Below are 23,673 nucleotides of genomic sequence, written 5' to 3'. Positions count from 1 at the left end.
CGGTTATCGAGAAAGACGGGTCATGCGTTTTCAGGTTCTGGACATCATTTTCAACCCACCCCATCCAGTGACCGGCGAGGAAGTTGCCCCGTCCGATCGGCTCAACCGCGTCGTCGAACTGGCCGTTCTCGCCGAAGAACTGGGTATCGATTCGTTCTCGGTGGGTGAGCGCCATGCCGGGCCGGTTCTTTCGTCGGCGCCAACCGTCGTTTTGGGCGCGATTGCGCAGGCCACGGACAGAATCCTGCTGTCTACAGGTGTCACCGTCCTGTCGCTACTCGACCCGATCCGAGTCGCCGAAGATTTCGGAACCATCGATCAACTCAGCCGGGGACGCCTCGAGATCGTGATCGGCAAGGGCAACGAGGTTCTTCAATACCCGCTCCTCGGTCTGGACATCACCAAGCAGTACGAGTACCTCACCGAGAACTACGAACTCCTCAAACTGCTGATCAGCGAGGAAAACGTCAAGTGGGTGGGAACGCACCGGCCTTCGCTCGAGGACGCGACGACGTTACCGCGTCCTTTCGACGGCCCGTTCCGTATCTGGCACGGATCGGCTACCTCGTTCGAGGCCGTCGAACTCGCGGCGAAGTGGGGCGACCCCATCGTCACCGCCAACGCCTTCCAGCCTCGTGAGAACTACAAAGTGCTGATCGACCACTACCGCGAGCAGTACCTGGCGTACGGGCACGACCCGTCCAAGGCGTACGTCGGATCGGGTTCGGGCGGATTGTTCCTCGCCGACACGACCGAACAAGCGATCGAAGAGTTCCGTCCGATCTACGAAGGCGCCGTTGCGCAGGCCGACAAACGCAAGCACGATCCCAAAGCTGTCGGAAAGTCGACGAGTTTCCGGACCATCGAAGAGGCCGTCGATCGCGGGCCGGCGTTGGTCGGGTCGTCTGAGCGAGTCGCCGAGAAGATCCTCGATTACCACCAGAGCTACGGCCACGATTTCCAATCGGTGTCGGTCAATCACGTGCTCGACTTCGAGCAGCAGAAGGACACTTTGCGCTGCTTTGCGGAAGAGGTCATCCCGCTGGTGAAGGCGGAACTGTCGACGACGCTGTGGACCTCGGCCGACAAAGATCGGGCGAAGGGTTTCACCGCCGTCGACTGAGCGGAGAAGTCTGACTGTCGGGTAAGCGGGTCCGGCGCTGCGACCGCTCACGAGCTGCAGTAACTTGTTACCGACATCGCGGTCGGTTTTGACCGCAATGAAGGTATCCGTGAGTGGGAGTAGTGCGTTGACGTTGGGTGTGAACTCGCTTCCCGCGAACGAGCTGAGTCAGACGCTGTGGGTCGATCTGTTTCCTTGGCTGGACGACTACGTATCCGATCGTGCTGCGCTGCTCGAGCCGCTGGCACCGTCACCTGATTGGTGGTTCAGCGAAGCGCCGTCGTTCACTGTTCTCGAGGTCGATCTCGAGAAGGTTCTCTCCGAGCTGGCGTCCCTCTACATCGCTCACCACGCGGCAGCGGTATTAAGAGCGAGCTTTCCGCTACTTGGTGAAGATCTCCCGCTGGAGGTGTTGAGTCTCGATACTCGCGCAGTGACTGCACTGTCTCGGCTCACCACCGACAAAGCAATCGGCGGACTGCTGATGCACACGACCGCTGAGATCTTCGGCGTGCGCGGAACGAGCGAACAGACGGTGCACGACATAGTGCTCAACCTGTTGGTCTGTGCGGTCATGACGACTCCGCTCGCCCGCGTCGAGGCCAATGAGGAAGCAGGTGCCCCACCCGCGATCACAGCGCTGCTCGACGATCTCGCTCAGCTTGCTATGTGGCGACGGGTCCGAGGTCAGGACAGCAGACCACTCGTCACCGTCGAGATCGACGACGAATCTCCGGCCTCGATTCAGGAAGTTGCCGCCCGGATCTCGGCTCTGACGCCGAACGACTTGCCCGACACGGACCGTACCGACGCGATGGACGAGATCGACAATCTCTTCTCGCAGCTGGATGAGCGGGAGTCGTTGGTGTTGCGTGAGCGGATCGTGGCGCGAGTTCCGCAGCGCAGGGGAGCGATCGGAGCCAAGCTCGGTGTGGGCTCGGGGCGAGTCGGGCAGATCGAGGCCGACGTGAAAGCCAAACTCAACGCGGCGTGCGGATTCGGGACGGCGGTGGGGAACCTGCTTGCCAGCCTGCGGGTCGAGATTCAGCCGGTAGCTTCGCTTGATCGCCTCCTCGACGTGCATCCGAGCATCGCGGCGGAGGTGCCTGGTTACGGAGTTCCGCTGTGGTTGGTTCTGGACCGTCTCGACGACTACTTCGAGGTGACTGACGGTTGGGCTGCCGCTCCGGGCGTCGCGGAGGCCAAGAAGCGGACTCAGACCTTGCTCGAGGACTTTGAGTCCCCGAACGGTGTGGTTGCACTCGACGACGTCGCCGAAGTGGTGTCGATGTCACGCGGCGAACTGGAGAAGTGGCTTGCGTGGTGCGGCGTTGTCGTTGTGGCGGAGTCTGCGCTGACGCGTGCGCGTCGGATCTCCGATCTGGCAGTCGGCGCGCTCGAAGCCGTCGGATCGCCGAAGTCCGTCGTCGAGCTAGTGGACTTACTGAAGTCCGATCGCAGTGAGCGGTCGATCGAGCGCGCGCTCGAGGCCGACGATCGCGTGGCGCTCGACGGCGCAGTGTGGCGGCTGCACGCCTGGGGAAGCGCGGATTCCGTTGGGGAGGAACCGGTTTCTTCGGGAGAGGCTGAAGAAGCCAGTGAGTTCAACATTGGTGGTGACGGGATAGTCCGGCGCAAGCGGACACGCAACACTGCGAAGACGCCAGAGTTGACTCGCCGCCTGTACCGGTCAGGTAGTACGTGGCGGTATCGACTGACTGTGACCGCAGATCATCTGCGGGGCTCCGGATTTGCTGTACCCGCCGGTGTCGCGGTCGCTGCCGGCTGTGTGCGCGGTGAGACCATCGAGTTGGAGAGCCACCTCGGCGTTCAAGCAGTTCGGTGGACCGGAGCGCAGCCGACGTTCGGCACTATCCGCCGATTCCTGCGTGAACTCTCCGCTGTCGAGGGCGAAGACGTGTTGCTCGAGCTGTGGCAAGACGGAACCTTCCGCGTGGTCCGACCGGCGATTGTCCACTCTGACATCGACCCACTACGTCAGGCACTTGCAGAGGTTGGCAATCGCGAGCCATTGCGAACTGCCGAGAGACATGTGGTGCGGATTCTCGCCGAAGCCGTGTGTCTGGACGGCGAAGACCGTCCACGAAAGATACTGCGCGCGTACGAAGATCGTGGTGAAGACGTGGTTTTGGACTTCCTGGAGGCGGCATGGAGGCGCGGCGAAGCATCCGAAATCGACGAGGTAGAGGGTAAGGATGCATCCCATGACTGACGTCGCGGACACCCGCATAGTGGGCACCAAGATCCTTGCTGCGGACGAGTCCCTCGCCGGCGCCATCGGCTTGCACCACACCATCGCGACAGCGCTCGCCGATCTGATCGACAACAGCCTCGACGCCGAGGCCTCCCACGTGCTGATCAGGTTCGTTCAGGAAGGCACACGGATCGTGTCGATGATGGTGATCGACAACGGCTCCGGCATGGACAGTGACACCATTGATTCCGCGATGACCTACGGCCGCCGACGCGACTATGCCGCCGGGGACCTGGGTCATTTCGGTGTAGGGATGAAGGCGGCGTCGTTGAGTCAGGCTCGGTTGCTCCGAGTGTGGTCTCGAAAGTCCGGGCACCCGACGCAGGGCCGCGAGATCGACTCGGCCTCAGTGCAGGGGCGTCAGTCAGTTTCGGTGATCGAGGACCGGCAAGCCGAAGAATTCTTCGACGCAGTCACGCCCCGCTTTCCCTTCGACACCGGAACTGTTGTCGAATGGCGCGGCATCACAACATTTCTCATGTCCGCGCACGCGGACGAGCAGACCAGCTGGCTCGAACAGACCATCAACGACGTGCGCAGTCACCTCGGCGTCGTATTTCACCGTCTCATCGAATCCGGCCGGATCGCTCTGACTGTGGATGTCTTCGACGTCGAAGCGGGACGCGCCGGCGCGCTGCGCACAGTCAGTGCCATCGACCCGTTCCGGTATCCGCGCACCGGCGACCCCAACTACCCTCGGACACTTACCGTGTCGATCGCCGGTGCCACAGTAACCGCCGAAGCTCACATGTGGCCCGCCCGGAGCAATGCACCGGAATTTCGCATCCACGGCGCCCCCGGCCGCGACCAGCAGGGGCTCTACTTCTATCGGCACGATCGACTCCTGCAGATCGGCGGCTGGAACGCGATAGTGCGGGGCCGACCGGACCACGGATTGGCACGAATTGCTGTCGATCTGAACGATTCTCTGCTGCAGCACATCACCATCAATCCCGAGAAATCGGGGGTGACGCTCGACGCCACTGCGTCGGCTGCCGTCGACGGGGCCGTCTTCACGGATTGCAACGGTGGATTCCGTTCGTATCTGACCGATGCCGAGCGCGTCGTGCGGGCAGCCCGAAGTTCTGCACCTCGGCCGATCAGCGTCATCGAGCCGGCATCCGGCTTTCCGGAAGACGTGCTCGATTCCTTCAGCGACGCCTTCGAATTCAGCGTCGGTGATGATCCTGTTGCTGTGGGTTGGCGAGCCTTGGCGCGTGATCAGTTCTTCGAAGTTGACCTCAAGACTCGGACTTTGTGGATCAATGCGCGTTTTCGGCGTGATCTGCTCGGACGTCGCAGTCTCGACCCGGCTGATGCTCCGGTGCTCAAGACGCTTGTCTTCCTGTTGGTGAGTGAGATGTTCGAAGGAACGAGAATCGGCGCTCGTCAGAGGGAAAAGATGCAGGCGTGGCAGGAAGTGTTGATTTCCGCAGTGGCAGCGCACCGGGAGCAGGTAGTGCAGTGAGTGATGAAGTATTCCGTGCGGTTGCGCGTGAACTCGGTGACGGGTTTCCGCCCGAGAACGTGCTCTACCCGGTCAACGCGCGCCTGCGAGCGAGCTATCCGGATGGCCTGACCATCGCGGACATCATCGATGTGTTCCTCGATGAGAGTGCTGTCGGTGTACGAACGGCGCTCACCTCGCGTCTACGGCAGTGGGATGCGGAAAGTGTCGAGACGTGGGTAGGCTCGACTGTTCCGCAAAGTCGGGAACGGCGGGCTCGGATCTACGACTTGTTGGGATTGCCGGTCGACGCCCACGCCGAGATGGATGCGCACTTCCCTCGCGAAGGTGGGCCCGTTGTCATTGCGGCTCAGCAGCCGTGGGACCCCTGGTACACCTCCGAACGCCGCCGCGAGCACGACTTCTATTGGCGCGCTTACAAGCGAGGTCTAGCCGACAAGAACTGGGACGAGGCGACAATCGGAAAGCTGGACATTGCAACCACTGAGGTTGTGCACCGGCTTGCGGATCCGACGCGGCCCGAGCCGTATCAGTCCAAAGGTTTGGTGGTCGGCTACGTCCAGAGCGGGAAGACGGCGAATTTCAGCGGCGTGGTGGCCAAGGCGATCGACGCTGGGTACCGCTTGGTCATCGTGTTGACCGGCACGATCGAGATTCTCCGGAGCCAGACTCAGCGACGCCTCGACATGGAATTGGTCGGTCGTCAAAACATCAGTGCCGGTGTGGACGACGACTACGCCAACGACGAGGACTGGCGGGACGGGAACTTTCTCGAACACGAAATCGATCCGAACAAGACCAATGAAATCCCGGCTATCCGTCGACTCACCACCTCGACCTTTGACTACAAGAGCCTGCTCGCGGGCCTGAGCGCACTGCACTTCGAAACCGTGGATCACTCCCTTCCGCTGAATGATCCGAAGAATCTGTACCCCAGCAATATTCGCATCGCGGTCGTGAAGAAGAACGTCTCCAGCCTCAAGAAGCTGGTGGCCGATCTGAAGAAAGTGCCGACCGAACTCGATCAGATTCCTGCCCTGATCATCGACGACGAAGCCGATCAGGCATCGGTGAACACGATCGATCCGAAGAAGATGAAAACCGAGCAGGTCGAGCGGACGGCGATCAACGGTCAGATTGCCGAGATCCTCGGTCTACTCGAGCGTGCCCAGTACATCGGTTACACCGCAACACCTTTTGCCAATGTGTTTGTCGATCCGGAAGACAGCGTCAACGTCTTTCCTTCGGACTTCATCGTCAGTCTCGAGCGGCCCGGCCCGTACATGGGTGGTGCGGACTTCCACGATCTAGACGATCTCGAAGACGACGACAAGACTCCGGCCAATTCGAACCAGAAAGCGTACGTACGGGATCTCCGGGCCGAGTGCGACGAGGATCGCTCAGCCGAGCAGTTGCGAGCGCTCGACTCGTTTGTCCTGACCGGGGCGATCAAGCTATTCCGGGAATCGAAGGGCGCCAAGCCGTATCGGCACCACACGATGCTGGTGCACGAATCGGTGAAGCAGGCCGAGCATGACGCCGTAGCCGACGACTTCAAGGCCTTGTGGAAATCGGCCGGATACAGCCAGGCCAAGAGTCTTTCCCGGCTGGACAAGCTCTGGGCCGAAGACTTTGCGGTGGTGAGTGCGGCTCGGGGCAGTGAACTGGAGAATCCTGGTTCGTTTGCCGAGTTGGAGGAATTCATCGGCGCTGCCTACGACAAGATTTCCGAGGGAACCAGCCCCGTTATCGTGGTCAACGGTGCGGCCGAGAAGGACTACAAACAGGATTCCCTCGATTTCCAGGAACGCGGCGTGTGGAAGATTCTGGTCGGCGGCACGAAGCTGAGTCGCGGCTTCACGGTCGAGGGCCTGACCATCACTTATTATACGCGTCGAACGGGCCAAGCTGACACATTGATGCAGATGGGACGATGGTTCGGATTCCGCCCCGGGTACCGAGACTTGGTGCGCCTGTTCATCGGCCGCACGGTTGGCGGACCCGCCGGCGCGGACTACGACATGTACAAGGCGTTCGAGGCGATCGTTCGGGACGAGCAGGAGTTCCGGAACGAGCTCACTCGGTTCAGCGGCGTGAACGAGAAGGGCGAACCGTGGGTCACTCCACGCGATGTGCCGCCGATGGTGTTTCAGCAGCTGCCGTGGCTGAGGCCAACGGCTCGAAACAAGATGTTCAACGCCGATCTGGTTTATCGAGGCATGGGCGGTGAAAGTTTCAGCTTCACGATGCAGCCCCCGCGAGGTGACGGTTCGATCAACGCTCGGCACTTCGACGCGGTTGCACCATTATTGAAGTCGTTGGGCGAAACAGGGTCCTTCAATTTCGTTGACAAGGATGATGTTTCGCGATCGTTCACTGCGCGATACGGCATTGTCCCTGCCCATGTGGTGTTAGAGGCCGTCGACCAGTTCGAGTGGGCGAACGGGTGGGATTTCGGTCCCCACCGCGAAGCGCTTTCGACCGCAATCGAATCCGGATTGCTCGAGGATTTTGCAGTTCTGCTGCCGTACCCCAAGACCCGGGAGCCGATCGAGATCAAGGGTTGGCACGAGAAACTTCCGATCGTCAATCGCAAGCGTCAGGAACGCGAGTACCGAACAGGTTTCACCGGTACGGCCGTCCGTGAGCGCGATGCGATCGAGCACATTGCGGGCAGCCCGAAGAAGAACGGTGGACCGCTTGCGGGTGCTCTTCATCGGAAGACTCGCGGTGCATTGATTCTGGTATTGGCCAACGATCCGGCTCCTCGTCAGTTGAAACGGGCACAGGCTGGTCCCGTGGACTCGCGCGGTTTTGCGACGTTGTTCTCGTACGCGCTTCCGCACGCGGCGGAGCCGTTGGGGCGAATCGGTTTTCGGGTGAAGCAGTCAGGGACAGGGGCGATCGTCGATGCGAACTAGGTGTGTTGTGGTGGGAGACAGGAATGGGTTCTGATGGCTAAGACGATTGCGACGATCAACCTCAAGGGCGGCGTCGGTAAGACGACGATCACCGCGGGGTTGGCCGAGTTCATGTCGCTCGAATTCGGTCAGCGCGTGCTGTTGATCGACCTCGATGCGCAGATCAATCTGACGACGATGATGATCAGTGAGGATCACTGGCTCGAACTCAACAAGCAAGGGCTGACCAGCGCAAACATTTTCCGCGACGCCGTCGATGGCACGTCGAACTTCGATCTTGAAGCCTCGATTCAGCGCGGAGTTTCTCCGGTCAAGCGAGTGACGGGTGTGGATCTGCTTCCCTCATCTCTCGATTTGATCGAGCTACAGGAGGAGATCAGTGCCCTTCGGGTTGCTGATCGGAACTCCACCAAGCCGGTTGAATTGTTGAGGGATGCCGTCGCCCCGGTGATGCCGTACTACGACTATGTTCTGATCGATTGCCCGCCGAATCTCGGGCCGATCACACTCAACGGATTGGCAATGGCTGACGGCTACGTGATCCCCACGATCCCGGATGTACTCTCCACGTACGGCATTCCGCAGATCCAGACGCACATCGCGAAGTTCGGCAAAGAACTCGGCCGTGAACTCTTCGAACTCGGGTTGGTGATCACCAAGTACAAGTCCAACTCGGCGGTGCACCGCACGACTGTGCGAAATCTTCGACGCGATCCCAACGTCCCTCACGTATTGCCGGAGTATCTCGCGGAGTCGAATCAGATTGCCGCGTCGGCGGAGTTTCACCCGTACAGCACTTTGAAGGTGAAGTACGGCAATGCAGGTCAGTTCGATCAGATGCGTGCAATTACGCAGAACATTCTCACGGAAGCGCAGGCGAAGCTATGAGTGCGGGTATCGATGAGGCGCGTCGTCGGGTGCAGGTTCAGGAGACCGGTGCTGCGCTCTTGAAGTTGGGTGCAACTAATGCCTCGGCCTCGGTGTTGCTGGCCAAGCTGGTTCAGGTAGTCGCGGAGGAAGCTGCCCGTACCCCGAGGTTCGCGAAGGCAATTGAGAACGCTTTCGCAGTTCCGTCCGATGGATCCGCCGCTGCGGTACCTGCTTCTGCGCCGGCGCCGCGTCGTCGTGCTGCGGGTCCGAAGGTGAAACGGGAGCCGGGGGCTTTCGACCCGTTCGAGGTCTTCAAGCTTGATGGGGAAGAGGCTCTCTTGGAGCGTCTTTCGGCCCTCGATGCCGACGGGATCAAGGACATCATCGCGGAGCAGGAAATGGATACGCACAAGGAGACGGGTCGCAAGCGCAAAGTGGATGTGCTTGCGATCTGGACTGTCGAGCGGGTGAAGACTCTTACCTCGAAGGGCAGTGCGTTCCGGTAGGGGCCTGCGGCCCCTGTGCGCCTTTATGGTAGTGGGCGCCACCAGAAAGGCGCACGGGTTCGCGGGCCTGGTTTGCAATTGAGCATCAACTGTTTTCACTGCTACCTGCCAGAGGCATAGCTATGACAAGCACGCTTCGGCAAGCAGAGAGTCACCGACTGCCGGATCATCATCGCTGGTTGGTGGTCGATGTTGACACGTCAGGCGAACGGGCGTCACATCGCGTGCTCAGCATCGGTCCGTGGGCTGTGAACTAACTCTGTTCACACGTCGAATCCGGCGTGGACGAGCTGGACCGCTCATGCAATCGACACGCGCCCGCGAGTGATTCTTCGAGTATTGCCGAATAGGGGGTTATGCCGGCTGCCTCGGCTTTGGATGCGTGGTGGCGTCCGGAGGCGCATGATGCCACGGATTTGGGAGAGATCGTTACGGCAAGGTGCGGGTGTGTCATTTCGGGCGCCGGCTACTGTGTGAATGTTGCAGTCAACCTCGATGAGGGAAGTGGATCTTGGCGCCGTTGGCGATTTCTGAGTTTCTCGACCCGACACCAGCGGCTTTGTCAGAGCAGTGGACGTCGGTATTGGCACGCCAAATTCCTCCGCCAAAAACGAACCAAGTGAACTTTGTGCCATCCGAAGTGGTGCTGTCGCTATGCGCTTCCTTGTTGGTCGACCACAGCAGGTTCGGTAGCGGGTCCGCTCATCGTGCAGGCATGCCTGTGCAACACCTAGCGCGATTATTCAAGCGTCCACCGACCAGCTTCATCGCGAAGATGGCAAACCTCGACGGGAGTCGCAGCAACGGGGGTCGGCACGAAGTTGAAGTTGCGGCGCGGATGCTCTCAGACAGCGAGCTTCTTCAAGACGTCTACCTGCGAATCCTGCGGTCGGCCAGGCAACACGGAATCGACGAAGTTACTTTGCCGGACTTCCTGGGCCTCGAGCACGGCGAAATACTGTGGCTCGCGGGTCAAGAAGAGCTGGTGGAGAGCGAGATCGAAAAGTCATTGGAACTGACTCTCGAAAAGTGGTCTAAAGTGCGTGACGATATTCCGATAGAAACCACGCAGCGGTTGCTAACTTCCACCGTGCGTGTGGGGCAGCACCGTTTCGCAGAAGGCGTGCTTCGTAATCACCAGCACCGATGCGTGTTTTGCGGACTCAGCGCGAATATCGGCGGACGCCGCCGTCCACGACTTCTCACCGCGAGTCACATAAAACCTTGGCGTGACAGCACCGGTAGGGAACGCCTCGACCACCGGAATGGTTTCACCGCCTGCCCGACCCACGACGTCGCCTTTGACACAGGACTGATCACCGTCGACAAGGAACTCAACCTTCACTACGCACCTGGTGTCGAGAACGAGATGCTGACCGAAGGCCCGCTGCGCGCGGCGCTCGGAAAGCCACCCCTCACAGACCGTTTGATACTGCCCGATGCTGCCGACCGGCCAGACATCGCCTACCTGGACTGGCATCGTACGCAGATTTACGTCGCATCCTGAAGTTTAGGTTGTGGCCGATGAATTGGGCATCCAGGAGCAGCTTTCGCGGTGCCGGTGGAGAGCACCCCGATCTGGGTGGTGAGCTAGGTTGGCGGGCAACCGAAGTGGCATGCCATCGAGAGACTCGTACTCCGTGCCCGTCAGCTTGGGATCGACTCGGATAAGGAAATTCTCGTCCACCGTGATGCGTCGGAGATCGAACAACGTGTGGAGATCGGCACGCAGCAGAAGCCCGTTGGTTACGTGATGCGTGTTCTCACCAAAGTAGCGGTCGATATGAGCGGCTTCGAGCACTGATGGCACTGAGGTTGCGGTCATAGCGCAGGCACCGTGGTAGTTGTCCATGAGAGATTTCCGAAACGCACCCTGGCCTTGGCGAATCACGATCAAGCGCTCGGCTCGCTTGCGCATGTCCTCGCCTTGGACGTACGGGTCGTCGATTCGTGAGGGAACAACAGACGAGTCGACGGTGATAGTCGTCGCATACGGCCCGATGGTGCGGTCAGTTTGGGAGGCGAATAGTGATCGCAAGTAATCGACTTGCTGTGTGGTTTGGAATTCGCGGGGAGCTTGCGCCGTGAATGCGGTCCCGAGCAGCTTCTGCGCCTCGCCCCAGCGGGGGTCGACGGTTCTCTGTGTGTTGACCAGCTGGAAGTGGAACCTGTACTTGTAGCCGTAGTTCGGATCGGTCCAAGGAAGCGTGCTTGGATCCACGACTTCCACTCCCGAGGACACAATTCCCCAGCCGGCCATGCCTGCATGCGCGACCTTGGGCTTCTCGCCGGAAAGCCAGAAGAAAACGTCGTCGCCTTGTTGGATATTGAAACGCTTGGGCATGTCCCAGAAGCTATTGGCTTGGGCGATCTCCCAGTTCTCAAGCTTATCGCCGTCTATCGGAACTATCCAAGCGGACATTTAGTCATGCACCTATCCGGTATCGCACCGGGTGGAGGCATGTCCTGTGGCGGAAGCCTGTCGGGCCGAGCTCGTTTTCTGCTAGAAGTGTGTTTCGAACGGAAGGTCAGAGGTGTTCGCTCACCAACGAACGCAAAGCTTTTCGAGTTTCTTCGTCTGTCGAGTAGATGACAGTTCCAACCATGCCTCGGGTGAGCAGAACTTTGTAGATGTTGCGGATCAAGCGGTTGAACCGGACGTCGCCGATCTTCTTGGTGTTTTTGAGATCCGGGTCGCGGTTGGCGGTGCGTACCGTGGTGAATGCGCCGTTGCGCCAGACAATGTCAGGTCCAAGAATGACACCGTTCCAGTCGTATTCGAAACCCTGTGCGGTGTAGACGCATCCAACTTGCCCGAAACCGCCGTCTTCCGTAGCCCAAAGCGGGGCCGGAGGTGCGTCTCCGATTCGTCTGTCACTCTTGCTGTTCCAGGGACGGGACCAGTTGTCGATCTCTACGTCCGGCACGAGAGTGCCATCTTTCTCGGCGTTGCTCCATGGCCAGCAGTACCCGGCCGTCATGCGAGCCGAATATCCACGTTCGATCTGTTGTGACAGCAGATGTTCCATCTCCTGCGGTGTGTCGGCGATACGAACTGAGAACTGCGGATCGCCAGCCCAGGCTACGGGCTCACCTTCTGCCAGTCCGAGAAGCTGTTTGACCCAGAGAACGTACTCTTCGCTACCACCGCAACGGAATTGCTCACCGAGGTGAACGTGTTGCGTTTCCAATCCGAGAGACTTTGCATGTCGCTCGATCTGCTCCAGTGATCCCATCTCGCCGGGTCGCACGACCTGGTACTCGTCGAGCAGGAAAACGGGGACGCGTGCTGCTGCCATCAATTCGTCGAGCTGAGGACGCTCCGTTCGAAGCTCTGCCTTGGTGTAGCGGTCGACTGAGGTCTCACGGATACGGTGAGCTTCGTCGAGAACTAGTACGTCGAGTCCGTTGCGGTCAGCGGTCATGAATTGGTTGAAATACTTGAACATCTTCTGCACCCGTGGAGCGCGGGCGCCGGCGACCTTGCGAAGTGTCTGAGTGAAGGATCGGGAACCTGTGGCGTGCAATACCGTTCGACCGCGCCGCGCGAGTTCACCGACTAAGGACAGTGCCACGACACTTTTTCCACTGCCAGGCCCTCCGGTGACGATGATGATTCGCTTGTGATCGAGTTGGTGAGCTTGATCCACTGCGTGGAGTACGAGGTCGACAGCTAGTTGCTGCTCACCAAGGAGATGGAACTGCGGTCGATCGCGGACCTCGGCGGCAGCTACCTTGAGCAATGGTTGAGAGGGTGCCACTGCGGAACGGATCAAAGTATCACCGGCAGTGTGTCCGGAGGACTCAGTCGAGAGCCGAGATTTGAGGAAGGTTTGCATATCTCCGCGGTCGGCTCCGGTAAACAACCGGCCGCTGAGGGAGACGGGATACGACCGTAGTTCTGCGACGGCTGCGGGATCCGTGGCGTTGTGGAGGTAGGCCACGCCGGCAACCGCATCGGGCTGATCTGCAAGAGCCTTCGCGAAATCTGACAGATACTCGCAATAGCCCTTGACTTGTGCGACAGGGTGCAGTTTGGGGCCACCGGGCATCCCCGGCACATCGACGAGGTCAATGCTGCCTTCATATCGTTGGGCGGCCGACCATTGCTTGAGTTCCACCACGACATATGACGGTCGGCCGGTAGTCGGATGTAGTCCGGCCAGTACGACATCAGCGCGCTGAGACGTGAGAGGTAAGTGGTACTCGACCAACATCTCGACGCCGCCCAAACCGGCTTCGATCAAATCATTGGCTAGAACGGGAAGGCTGCGGCTCCACGACTTCTGCTCCGATTCACTTGCGCGCCGGCCGGTACGAAACAGCATTTGTTCCAACAGCTGTTCCACCAAGGAATCAGGATTCGCCATCGCGCCAATCCTGTTGGCAGAAGTACGAAGCAAGGTCACAGTGAGGTCCCCCAGGCAGCACGAATCGAGTCGTGCGGGTGGGGGCATGTCCGTGGCTGTGAATCACAGCGGAAGTCCGTCGGGCCGCGCTCAGTACATTAGCGGAAGCGCGGCCTGACGGATTGAGCGACTCGTGCCGCGCTACGATCCTGCGCGGTAGTGCTCATCGATCTTGATCAGCTGACCGGATTGAAGCCCGAGGTGAATGCAAGCGTCGAGTCGTTCCCGGGTTGGAGTGGTCAGTCGCTTCTGATTGAAGACTGCCAAAGTTCGACGATGCAGGGAGTCTACATCCGACTTGCTACCACAGACCGCCATCATGGCATTCACGATCTCCTCGGGCGCAATGTCCATCAAACTTCGCGTGATCTCGGCCGGGGTGGTGCGGTAGCCACGCCAGCCAATCGGGTTGAGTTCCTTCGGCCAGACAAAGTCGCCGAGTCCTGATTTTTTGATCAACTCGGCCGGAATGCAACGAACGATCGTCTCCCGTTTCCCGGCCGAGACACGGTCGAGACCGAAGCGCCGGCCGACGTCACGGGCCAAACGGTCCATCGAGATCGGGCCTTCGATGTTTACTGTTTCCCGCACTGCACTCAGGATCGTTTGCTGAACCGAGGGTGAATCCACGCGATCGAGATCACCGCGTGGTCCGAGCGTTGTTGTGGGCGCCTCCAGATACGTGGTTCCGCGTCCATCCCAATCCCGGGCAACAGGACTGGCAGGGGGCGTATCAGCTGCAGCCATCCGACCGATCAGGACGGGTTCGTCGGACACTTCAGCGGGGTGGTCGGGCTCATCCGATTTCAGCCAGCGGGTGTTGTCGGCTGAGAAGTCGACCGATATCGACACTTCGAGTTCAGCCAGCGCAGCGGCAGCGATAGCTTCGGCCTGAGCCAGTGCTGCGGCGTCGATCTGGGCTTGCCGTTCGGCCATGCGGAGCTTCGATCTGGTCAGCGCTTCCTTGACTTGTTGGACAACGGATTCGGGGTTGTCGATCCAATTGGGAAGCCACACGCGAACTGAAGCTCCCCAATGCATCATCGACTCGAGAAGCTGTGGTGTCAGATCGCGGTCAGCGACCGTCGGACGCTCAGCCCACGCCGGCCCGTCGAGCAGGATTGCGACCTGCCAACATTCGGATTCTGGTTCACGAAGAACAATGTCCAGAACAAAGTCTGACAGACCGTAATTTGCTTCGACTTCGTATCCCTGTTGGCGCAAGGCTTCACAGATCGACTCCTGGATCTGATCGGACGTGTTCTGGGGGCGTGGTTGGGACGAGGCGTTGCCGGAGCGATCAGGTTGTGCAGCGAGTTCCAGATATCCGCGAAGATGCGCCATTCCAACCGACTTGGTGCGTGAAAGATCGATGTCCGAAGGCTCGAACGAGGTGAAGATGACAACCTTTCGGCGGGCACGGGTAATGGCGACGTTCAATCGTTTCTCGCCACCAGTACGAGTCAGTGGACCGAAGTTGAGTGGCATCTTCGAATCGTCCTGCTTCTTCGAGAATGCCGTTGTGAAGAGAATGACATCTCGCTCGTCGCCCTGCACGTTCTCGAGATTCTTGACGAAGATTCCGTCTTCCTTGTCGGTGCGCAGTTGGTCGAGGACCAATGGGTCTCCGGTCTTCTCGAGCAAATCGAGCACCAGGGTCTGTTGCTGTGCGTTGAACGTGACGACGCCGATGCTTTGAGACGCCAGATTGGCATTCGACAGGCGCTGGCGAATCTCGGCCACAATCGCTTCCGCCTCGACAATGTTGGTTCGGTGCAGTTGTTTAGTCTCGCGATTGAAATGTCCCGGCACTCTTCGCCATTCGACGCCAGCTGTGGCATCGCCGCCAGGTGAAGGCAAACTCGCGAGGCGTCCCTCGTAGTACTTGCGGTTGGAGAAGGCGATCAGAGATTCGTCTTGACTCCGGTAATGCCAGGATAGCCACAGCCGTGGAACCCCAGATTCAACGGACTCCGTCAGAATGCTCTCGAGATCCTCCGGTATGACCTCGTCATCTTCAGTGACATCGTCGCCATCGCTTGCGGTCACCTGGCCGATTGCAGTCGGCGGCATTTGCTGCGAATCGCCGACGATCACGGCCGAGCGGGCGCGGCCCAGCGCGCCGATGGCTTGAGGGACAGTGACCTGCGAGGCCTCATCGAATACAACGACGTCGAATGTGGCTGATCCCGGCGGCACGAACTGAGCCAAGGACGTGGGGCTGACGAAGAAGCACGGCGTTGCCGCCAAAATGTGGTCTGAGTAGCGAGTCATCAACTGACGGAAGGTGGTTCCACCGCGCTTGGCATCGAGTTGGCGTCGAAGCTGCCCGATTTCGCCAGACAGCGCACCGGCCTTGAATAGGCGTCGGTCGAGCAATGCAGCGGGCAGGGCTGCGATCTGTTCCTCGCGTTGAGCCGCCGAGGCTCGGGCGTAGTCGAGAGTCTCGCCATCCTTGAGGGCCTTGTTGAAATTGGTGAGTCCCTGCGTTCTTCTGTGTTCGTTCAGCGAAGCAACTGCCAGGCCACGGATGAAAGCGACTTCAGCGTCCGAAGAGTTGATAGCGCCCGTGAGAAGTTCATGGGCAAAGACATTCAGCTCGGCAGTTTGCAGTGGCTCGAGGAATGTCGACATTGTCGACCACTTGCGAACGGACGCTCCCGCGTCTGCATCGATCGAAAATCTCCAGGCTTCTGAGTCGCGACCCCACGCGGACAGCCAATGGGACTCATCACACCAACGGTCGAACTCGGCGTCGCTGAACCCGAGGAGTTTCTTCCAGGTGAGCCACGCTTGTGACACCGCTGCGAGCGCATCGATGTTCTGTTGGGACACAAGACCGGACTCGACCAGGATCCGCCACATGCCCGGGTGTGCGCGGATGTAGTCACCTGACATATCGATGAAGTCGAACGCCGGCTGAAGTTGCTGTGCTGCGTCAGCGTTGAAAGGGTTCCAGACCGGGGGAGCAAATGGCCCGAGCAGGGTGCGCATGTGTTCGACAGTTTGTCGAGTCAATTCGCGTGCGCTGGAAATCGATCGCAACAACGGCAATGCGGTGTCCGGATCGATCGCCACGCCAGGCAATAGTGCCGGTGCAACATCGCGGATGAATTGCTCGGTTCGCTTCTTTTTGCCGAATATGCCCTTGCTGACCTCCTCGGCCGCTACGATTAATGGTTCGACGGAACCAGATCCGATGAAGTTCGGCATGAAAACTGCAGTGAGTGGCGCACATTGCTGTTGGAGCAGGGTCAGCTCACTGAGTAGTGAAGTGCGGGACGTTGTCCATTGGGTGCCCTGCATGCGCTCGACTACGGTCGGGTCGGCGATCATCCAGTTCGACTGCCGGCGGGCCTGCGGCAACAAGACCTCGATCTCGGCGGGAGTGCGCATCCGCTCGATGATCCGCAAAGCAGGCGGGGTCTGCTGTACGAGCGCAAGTGCGGAGTTCATCTGCGCCGAAGCGGAGCGGAACGAGTCTTCCGATGCTGCCGGATCGATCGCTCCGACGATGGTCCACGGATTGACGCGATTTATCGTGACCGACCGGGCAGCACGTTCGAATTGCTGCAATGCGTTGGTGACTGCTCGAACGCTGACCTTAGGGGACGCAACATAAGGCGCAGGAATTGTGGCCGTCGGGCCGTCGCCAAGGCTGAGGACTGTGTCGTAGGCAGTCCACAGTGTGTGCTCGACGCCGTTCTCGGTGTGAATCTTGGACGGATAGTCGTCGAGCGGGACGTGCTTGGCCCGCAACTCAGCGAGCTTTGCTGACCAGGCGCGCTGATTGTAGTGAACAGAATGATCGATCGCGGTCTTCAGCTGAGCGCGAATAGCGTTAGCGCTCTGACTCTTTCCATGTAGGTCCAGCGTGAATTCGGCCAGGCCGACCTTTGTCAGCCGCTTTTTCACCACCTCGAGGGCGGCTTGCTTCTCGGCTACGAACAACACGGTCTTGCCCTGAGCCAGAGTGTGCGCAATGAGGTTGGTGATGGTTTGTGACTTGCCGGTACCGGGAGGGCCCTCCAGGACGAAGGAGTGACCATCCGCTGCCAATGCCACTGCACGGAGCTGTGAGCCATCGGCAGGGATTGGGACGGGCACGTCGAGTTCTTTGACCGGTACAGCTTCAATCTCGGTACCGTCCGGGCGACGTGAATCTCGGAACGACTCACCAGCATGATGAGTCAGATGACGAACGATGGGGCTCTGCTCGAGAAGGTCCCAGTGATCGTCGAGGTCTTTCCACATGCCGAAAGTTCCGAACTGGCAAATGGCCAGTGACGCAGTTTCATCGATGCGGAAATCCAAGTTGTGCTCGATCATCGCCGAGCGAATGCCCTTGAGAGCTGCGTCGATGTCTATGCCGCTCTCATCGAGAGGTGGCGTCTCCAAAGAAGGAATCGAGACACTGTGCTTGAGCCGTAGCCACTCGACGAGGCAGTAGTTTGGTGTTGATGTGCCGGACGTGTCGACCACAATCCTGAAGGGGCTGCGCCCAGAGCCGCCAGTAACCTTGACGGGCAACAAAAATAGGGGAGCTCGCGCTGGCCGTCCGGTGCTGGTGGCATGCATCAATCCGCCGAATGTCAGATAGAGATTGGCGTTGCCGGTCTCCTCGAACATGGTGTGCGCGGTGCGTTGCAGGTGCTTGAGTCGGGCTGTATATACGTCGTGCTTGACGACTGCATAGATTCGCTTTCGGTCGCGTAAATAGTCGAGAACCGTTGCATCATCGATGTCTTGGGCTTGGCGTGCGCCTTGGAGTTCGTGGATCGAACTCAGTTCGTCGTGGGGAGTGAGCTCAATGGGAACGTCTGCATGCACCAAATCATCGAGTAATGCGAGTCCGCCGATGGGGACATGGAGATCGATAACTTCCCGCGACTCTTTCAAATTGAGCAGACGGTTCCGTGTACTGAGGTCAAGCAGGGATCGCTTCCATTTCTGAACTCGTGGGGGAGAAGCGTCAGTTGCATCGAAGACCGTGTCAACCGAATTCTGTTTAGTGAGAAGGTTATCGGGCAGGCTGAGGTCCGGCTGAATTTTGCCGGCGGCGGTGCGCTCGGATATTGGCGATGCGAATTCGTCGAAGGTTGGAAGCGGCCGCACACCGTCCTTGCGGGCGGATGCGATCGCGACAAGTCCATGGAGGTCGTCCGGCTGGGAGAAGTGGCGTCTAGCATGTGCCACAGCATTTTTGAAGGATCCTTCGGGGCTGCTGTCGTAGTATGCAGCTTCGACGGCTACGACTTTTCCGGAATCGAAGAGATTGGCTATCGCGTTCGACTCGAGAATGACGCTGTGTGAGAGGTGAGCTTCTTCTTGCATGAATCCAGCGAATGCATGTCCCTTGACAAGCCAGATGACCGGTCGCAGTCCGGCCGCTTCCAAACATGCTGCATAGGTGACTGCTAGATCGATGCACGTTCCGAAACGTTCATCGAGTACCTGTGCCGTCGTTCGGATCTTCTGGCCCGTTCCTTCGAACGAGGCAGGCGGATCGATATAGCGAATCTGACGGAGGCGTAGGGCTTCGTAGGTTGCTGCCGCGATCTCTGCAGCACGTTGTGGTCCGCGCTGATACCCCTCGAGTGAGGTGGAACCGGTGAGGTTGCCAAGAAGCTCGGACGCGGCGTCGAGAACATTGCTCACAGCTCGGGTGTTTGGCTGAACAAAGGCTGCCAGTGAATCGAAGAACTCGGGGGCATTGAACCACTCGTTGTGGGCTAGAACTCTAATCGGCACATTCAACGCGATGTCATCGCCCCAAAGGCGTGAGACGGTGACCGCGATGGTGGCAGGGTAGCTCTCGTTCAGTTCTCGAAGGTGCGGAACAGTTGGCACGACGGCCGCGTAGTCGTCCCAGAACGCCTCGTGACCGGGAGCGAGAGAACCGTCGACGATGTCAGTTCGAGCCGGTGAGAGTTCCTGGCCGGCACCGTGCAGTTGTACGGTTGCTTTCATATCGACGACGGGCGAATCGGAGTTGTTAGTGATCGAGAGCCCCCGTACCAGCGGTACTCCGTTGTGGACCAGAGCCAGGTTCACGGCGGGGTGTGTATGAAGTTCGATGGAGATGCCATCAACTTCCGTACGGCATCGGTCCCGTGCTGATTCACGCTCGTTCACTTTTCCTCCGAATCGTATTCCACAATTTACCCGGACGAAGATTCCAACTCCGTACGATCAAATTAATTACGTTAGGGCATGGCACTGACTGGTCTGCAGTGTCTAGGCGTTTTGCGGCACATTCCCACTATCGTTTCGCATACTTTTCATGTGAGATCTCTTATTGTCTGTGACTGATGAACGAGGGATTGCGAATTTCAGAACAGGCTGGGCGTTGCGCATTCGCCCTGTCTGCGCCTCTTGAGAAATAGGGTCTAGACCCTGAAATATTCGATCCACAAGGCACAGCTACCTGACTCCGATACCTCGGCTAGCCAGATGAATGCTGCGAGGAGCGAAACTGCAACGCCGGGTGTCACGGTCGAGGATGCGCAGATCGTAGGTTCGCGCCTGGTACCAGCGAACGCGGCCGGCTGGCGGACCGTAACGAGATAGCCGCGCTTGCATTTCACGGTATCGACCGGAATAGCGTTCGCCGCCGAAGGCTGGATGTTGTCGCTTCCGGCGGTACTGGAAAGTGGCAACAAACGTCAGCGCGCGTGCATCTCTGCAATCGCAGAGATGCACGCGCGCAATACTAGCCGTGGGTTATTGCTTACTCGCTGGGCGTCGAGGTGACCGCCCTGATGCTGAGCTCGCCGTCTGCATCATCGCCGCACGCACAGTCACAGTCTCCGCCGCAGCCACCGGTGGTGCATTCGCCGGCGTAGCTGTCGTCATCCGCGTCGCAGTCGAGGGACCCTCCGAAGGATTCAGCAAAATCGTCGTCGAGTTCGTGAGTGAAGTCGTGAACCTCGTCGATCAGGTTCAGCAGATGCTGCGGAGCGAAGGGATCGGCGTCGAGCATCGTGGAGACCAGTAGGTGGTCGCCGCTGAAGGCGAAGCGCAGGCGCGGCCATTCCTGCGCGAGTTCGATGAGTCGAGTCGCAGCGTGCGAGGGATTGCCGAGGCCGGTCAGAACCGAAGACCAAACGTTGATCTGGGGTCCGTCGTCGGCGACGGTCACGTAGGCGACAAATCCGTGAACCGGCACGACAATGTCGCCGTCGTCATCGGTGGCAGGCTCACTGCCCAGCAGTTCGGCGAGGGTCTGGACGCACAGGTGAACCAACTCGTCGCGCTCATCCGTCACCAAGGCAATTGCGCCGTTGATGTGGAGGGGCTGGTCGGCGGTCGTGTCTTGGTCGCTCATGGATCCTCATGTTCTGTGCCAGTCCGAGCAGGCGCTGGGCACTGTTTTCGTACGGTAGCTGTCAGGTCTACGGTAATCGGCGCACACTATTGTCCGCGCAGTGGATGATTAATAATGCCTGCGCAGGTCCGTGTTGATCAGGACTTGACAGCCGACCAGCGACGAGGTGCGAGCCCCGACAAATCGGGCAACCTTGTGGCAGTGAGTATCTCGGCTGTCGGTAGGTAGATCTAGCCTCCATAGATGACAGGTCAGCGAGTTCGGAAAGGTTCACATCTGCGTTTGGTACCTGCATATCAAGCGGCGCAAAGCCCGATGAAGGTCCTTACGCCGAGGCAGATGCGGAATCAGCGTCGACGGCCGGAGGTGGCGAACTTTGTCATGCGGATCGAAATCGACTGCATCACGCCGCCTATTTGGAGACGGTTTTCGGTTCCGTCGAATATCGAACTGGACCAACTTCATTCGATTGTGCAGGCGGTGATGGGGTGGGGAGATCAACACGCTCATCAGTGGGTGAGTGTCCATCATTCAACGGACAATGGCCCAGATCGGTATATCGCGCCAGAGGTGATCGAGCGCGACGGATACCAGGAAGACGAGTTTGGTGAGGACGAAGTCCGGATCGACGAGGCAGTTACCGCGGTAGGGGAGTACGTCCGTTATGAGTACAACGCCCGCGCAAGGTGGAGTCACACGTTGGTTCTCGAGCAGATTGTCGAAGACCAGCCGATTTCTGAGCCATCGTGTCTCGACGGTGCGAGGGCGTGCCCGCCGGAGGATTCTGGCGGTCCGATCGGGTATCGCGAGTTCCTGAACGTGCAGGCGAGTAACGGACTGTTCGATCCCGAACGTTTTGTTCCCGCAGAGTCCAATGCAGCAGTCACCATTGCAGTGGCACTGCATAGGTCACCGCCTGTGGGCAGTTCGCTGTTCGAGAAGTTCTTGCGTCGCCTGTCGGTTCATTCCGCGCCGAAACTGTTTGCCGCAGTTGCCAAATCGGAGCTTCGTGGCGGATATGACAACTATTTCGAGGTGATGCGTGAGGGAGCAACCCGCCAGCTGCTGTGGCTACTGAACTCTGCGCGAGGTGGTGGGATCGTGTTGACGGCGTCCGGGTCACTGCCTGCGGACCTTGGTGCGTCTGCCCGAGACGAACTCGATTGGGACAGTGAGTGGATCGATGTCACGGCAGGGAGTGACTCGCAATTGGTCAGTTTCTATATCCAGAGAGAACGTACGCTGTGCACATGAATTCATCCGGGGGCGTAGTTCGAGCTTTCTTTAACGCCTCCTCCTTCGCGCTGGCTCTCGGCGTACTTGGATTGATCGTCAGTTTCGGTGCGACCTCTCGGTGGGGGTTCCCGGCCTCAGCGCCGGAGCTCTGTCGATCAAGTTTGTATTCAAGCGGCGTGCTCGAAGAAGCAGGGTGGGCGTGGGTCCATTTCCCGTATCCTCCTGCAAGACATTGGATTTCGATTCAGCCGCGAACTACTTCGCGCTCGGGTGGGGAAACTCCATCACAACCGCAGTTTCGCTCGTAGTGATCGTTGCAGCGCTGAAGGTCAAGGTGAGTCACAGGGCCTGAATCGGGCCAGCCTCAGGTACGGGCTTCGCCAGCCGGGAGAGTGCGCTGCTGATGCAGCAACTTGTGTTGTCGGCGAAACCCTGATCACCTCATACGATCCGAAGCCTGACCGGAAACGGCCGAATTCGGTCAATCAGATTCCACTCGGCTAGGAACCGGCTGTGTATCCACCCGAAGTGCCGATCGTCGACTCGCCTGGCACCGGGGTCTCTCTCGGGCTTCGCCCCAACTTCGAATCCCTCTTGAAGTCCTCGTTCGTCTGGGGAGCGTCGTGGTTCGGCTGCTCGGAAGTCGTCGGATCCGTCGAGGAGGAATCAATCGAGCGGGTACCCAGCGCGATATACAAAAGACCAACTACCATCGCCGCGGCCACACTGACTGCTAATGCAACGGCGATGCGTCGTCCCCAACGAGCCATGAATGATCCTCTCAATGGAGTAGGCCTCAGCACTCGCCAAGTACTCTCGCGCTGCTTTGACTCTATGTGCCCGCGATGTCGCCCAAACACACCCACTGGAGCCCCGAGGTCGACCACCAACTCATGAACAGCCGCACCATCCCACAACACAGCAGCAGATCAGAAGGACCGAGACTGTGAGCATCATCGGATACGCCCGCGTCTCCACCCTCGAACAAAACCCCGAACTGCAAGAACACGCCCTCCGACAAGCCGGCGCAATCCGCATCTTCACCGACTACGAATCCGGCTCCACAGCGCAGCGCCCCCAGCTCACCGAATGCCTGAACTACCTACGCGAGAACGACGGCGACGTCCTCATCGTCTGGAAACTCGATCGCCTCGGACGATCCGTCCGCCACGTCATCGACACCGTCCACAACCTCGGCGAACGCGGCATCGCATTCCGTTCCCTCACAGAAGGATTCGACACCACCACCGCAGGCGGCGAATTCCTCTTCCACATCATGGCAGCCCTCGCCCAAATGGAGCGCCGCATGATCGTCGAACGCACCCACGCCGGCCTCGAAGCCGCCCGCCGCCAAGGCCGACACGGCGGCCGACCCACCGTCATGACACCCGAACGCACAGAACTCGCCCGTACCCTCCGCGAACAGGGCAAGAGCCTCGACGCCATAGCCGCAACGCTCGGCGTCGGCAGATCCTCCGTCAGCCGCGCACTCCTGACGGGCGCTAAATAGATCGATTGGTGTCGATAACCACGTGAGC

Annotated in this window: 14 protein-coding genes; 9 read left to right on the top strand and 5 right to left on the bottom strand. The window is 59.4% G+C overall.

Annotated features, from left to right (window positions below; genetic code table 11):
- Positions 1 to 22: 22 nt before the first annotated feature.
- The 7 genes from G9U53_RS30055 to G9U53_RS30025 all read left to right on the top strand — a co-directional run bounded on the left by G9U53_RS30055 (position 23) and on the right by G9U53_RS30025 (position 10,670).
- Positions 23 to 1,123 carry an LLM class flavin-dependent oxidoreductase gene (locus tag G9U53_RS30055; RefSeq protein WP_063316922.1) on the top strand — a complete coding sequence of 367 codons (1,101 nt, stop codon included), beginning with the start codon at positions 23 to 25 and terminating at the stop codon, positions 1,121 to 1,123.
- A gap of 109 nt (positions 1,124 to 1,232) precedes the next feature.
- The gene (locus G9U53_RS30050) at positions 1,233 to 3,356 is read left to right on the top strand and encodes a hypothetical protein (protein WP_230358890.1); all 2,124 of its coding nucleotides are present in this window, start codon (positions 1,233 to 1,235) and stop codon (positions 3,354 to 3,356) included.
- Positions 3,349 to 4,866 (top strand): ATP-binding protein, encoded by a 1,518-nt coding sequence (locus G9U53_RS30045; RefSeq protein WP_165639741.1) that lies wholly within the window; start codon positions 3,349 to 3,351, stop codon positions 4,864 to 4,866. Before G9U53_RS30050 ends, G9U53_RS30045 begins: the two co-directional genes overlap by 8 nt.
- On the top strand, positions 4,863 to 7,787 hold the full coding sequence (locus tag G9U53_RS30040) for a Z1 domain-containing protein (RefSeq protein WP_165639740.1): 2,925 nt from the start codon (positions 4,863 to 4,865) through the stop codon (positions 7,785 to 7,787). The genes G9U53_RS30045 and G9U53_RS30040 overlap by 4 nt, the downstream gene beginning before the upstream one ends.
- A 33-nt stretch (positions 7,788 to 7,820) precedes the next feature.
- Positions 7,821 to 8,675, top strand: coding sequence for a ParA family protein (locus G9U53_RS30035; RefSeq protein ID WP_165639739.1), 855 nt, complete (start codon positions 7,821 to 7,823; stop codon positions 8,673 to 8,675).
- The gene (locus G9U53_RS30030) at positions 8,672 to 9,163 is read left to right on the top strand and encodes a hypothetical protein (RefSeq protein ID WP_125051573.1); all 492 of its coding nucleotides are present in this window, start codon (positions 8,672 to 8,674) and stop codon (positions 9,161 to 9,163) included. The genes G9U53_RS30035 and G9U53_RS30030 overlap by 4 nt, the downstream gene beginning before the upstream one ends.
- A 511-nt stretch (positions 9,164 to 9,674) precedes the next feature.
- Positions 9,675 to 10,670 carry an HNH endonuclease gene (locus G9U53_RS30025; RefSeq protein WP_039972632.1) on the top strand — a complete coding sequence of 332 codons (996 nt, stop codon included), beginning with the start codon at positions 9,675 to 9,677 and terminating at the stop codon, positions 10,668 to 10,670.
- Between the two features lie 3 nt (positions 10,671 to 10,673).
- Here the strand turns inward: G9U53_RS30025 and G9U53_RS30020 are convergent, their stop codons facing one another.
- The 4 genes from G9U53_RS30020 to G9U53_RS30005 all read right to left on the bottom strand — a co-directional run bounded on the left by G9U53_RS30020 (position 10,674) and on the right by G9U53_RS30005 (position 20,899).
- The gene (locus G9U53_RS30020; protein ID WP_165639738.1) at positions 10,674 to 11,507 is read right to left on the bottom strand and encodes an HNH endonuclease; all 834 of its coding nucleotides are present in this window, start codon (positions 11,505 to 11,507) and stop codon (positions 10,674 to 10,676) included.
- Between the two features lie 184 nt (positions 11,508 to 11,691).
- Positions 11,692 to 13,572 carry a DUF2075 domain-containing protein gene (locus G9U53_RS30015; RefSeq protein WP_332314325.1) on the bottom strand — a complete coding sequence of 627 codons (1,881 nt, stop codon included), beginning with the start codon at positions 13,570 to 13,572 and terminating at the stop codon, positions 11,692 to 11,694.
- Positions 13,573 to 13,713: 141 nt separating this feature from the next.
- A complete protein-coding gene (locus tag G9U53_RS30010) occupies positions 13,714 to 19,626 on the bottom strand; it encodes a DUF4011 domain-containing protein (RefSeq protein ID WP_256083146.1) in 5,913 nt (1,970 codons plus the stop codon).
- A gap of 676 nt (positions 19,627 to 20,302) precedes the next feature.
- Positions 20,303 to 20,899, bottom strand: coding sequence for a hypothetical protein (locus G9U53_RS30005; protein ID WP_165639736.1), 597 nt, complete (start codon positions 20,897 to 20,899; stop codon positions 20,303 to 20,305).
- 243 nt (positions 20,900 to 21,142) lie between these two features.
- Between G9U53_RS30005 and G9U53_RS30000 the strand changes: the two genes are divergently transcribed.
- Positions 21,143 to 22,153 carry a plasmid pRiA4b ORF-3 family protein gene (locus tag G9U53_RS30000; RefSeq protein WP_347570840.1) on the top strand — a complete coding sequence of 337 codons (1,011 nt, stop codon included), beginning with the start codon at positions 21,143 to 21,145 and terminating at the stop codon, positions 22,151 to 22,153.
- 482 nt (positions 22,154 to 22,635) lie between these two features.
- On the opposite strand, the gene G9U53_RS29995 is transcribed toward G9U53_RS30000, so the two are convergent.
- Entirely contained in the window at positions 22,636 to 22,905 is a 270-nt protein-coding gene (locus tag G9U53_RS29995; protein ID WP_165639735.1) for a hypothetical protein, read from the bottom strand.
- Between the two features lie 176 nt (positions 22,906 to 23,081).
- Here G9U53_RS29995 and G9U53_RS29990 point away from each other — a divergent pair, with 176 nt between their 5' ends.
- Positions 23,082 to 23,645 carry a recombinase family protein gene (locus tag G9U53_RS29990; RefSeq protein WP_099698360.1) on the top strand — a complete coding sequence of 188 codons (564 nt, stop codon included), beginning with the start codon at positions 23,082 to 23,084 and terminating at the stop codon, positions 23,643 to 23,645.
- The last annotated feature ends 28 nt before the right edge of the window (positions 23,646 to 23,673 follow it).

The sequence above is a fragment of the Rhodococcus sp. D-46 genome, assembly GCF_011290655.1.
Classification (GTDB): Bacteria; Actinomycetota; Actinomycetes; order Mycobacteriales; family Mycobacteriaceae; genus Rhodococcus_F; species Rhodococcus_F qingshengii.
This window is presented reverse-complemented; position numbering and strand designations above follow the sequence as displayed.

Bases quoted from the DNA above. Each gene is read 5' to 3' on its own strand.
- G9U53_RS30055 (WP_063316922.1), top strand. From the start codon at position 23: ATGCGTTTTCAGGTTCTGGACATCATTTTCAACCCACCCCATCCAGTG.
- G9U53_RS30035 (WP_165639739.1), top strand. From the start codon at position 7,821: ATGGCTAAGACGATTGCGACGATCAACCTCAAGGGCGGCGTCGGTAAG.
- G9U53_RS30045 (WP_165639741.1), top strand. From the start codon at position 3,349: ATGACTGACGTCGCGGACACCCGCATAGTGGGCACCAAGATCCTTGCT.
- G9U53_RS30005 (WP_165639736.1), bottom strand. From the start codon at position 20,899: ATGAGCGACCAAGACACGACCGCCGACCAGCCCCTCCACATCAACGGC.
- G9U53_RS30030 (WP_125051573.1), top strand. From the start codon at position 8,672: ATGAGTGCGGGTATCGATGAGGCGCGTCGTCGGGTGCAGGTTCAGGAG.
- G9U53_RS30000 (WP_347570840.1), top strand. From the start codon at position 21,143: ATGACAGGTCAGCGAGTTCGGAAAGGTTCACATCTGCGTTTGGTACCT.
- G9U53_RS30020 (WP_165639738.1), bottom strand. From the start codon at position 11,507: ATGCCCAAGCGTTTCAATATCCAACAAGGCGACGACGTTTTCTTCTGG.
- G9U53_RS29995 (WP_165639735.1), bottom strand. From the start codon at position 22,905: ATGGCTCGTTGGGGACGACGCATCGCCGTTGCATTAGCAGTCAGTGTG.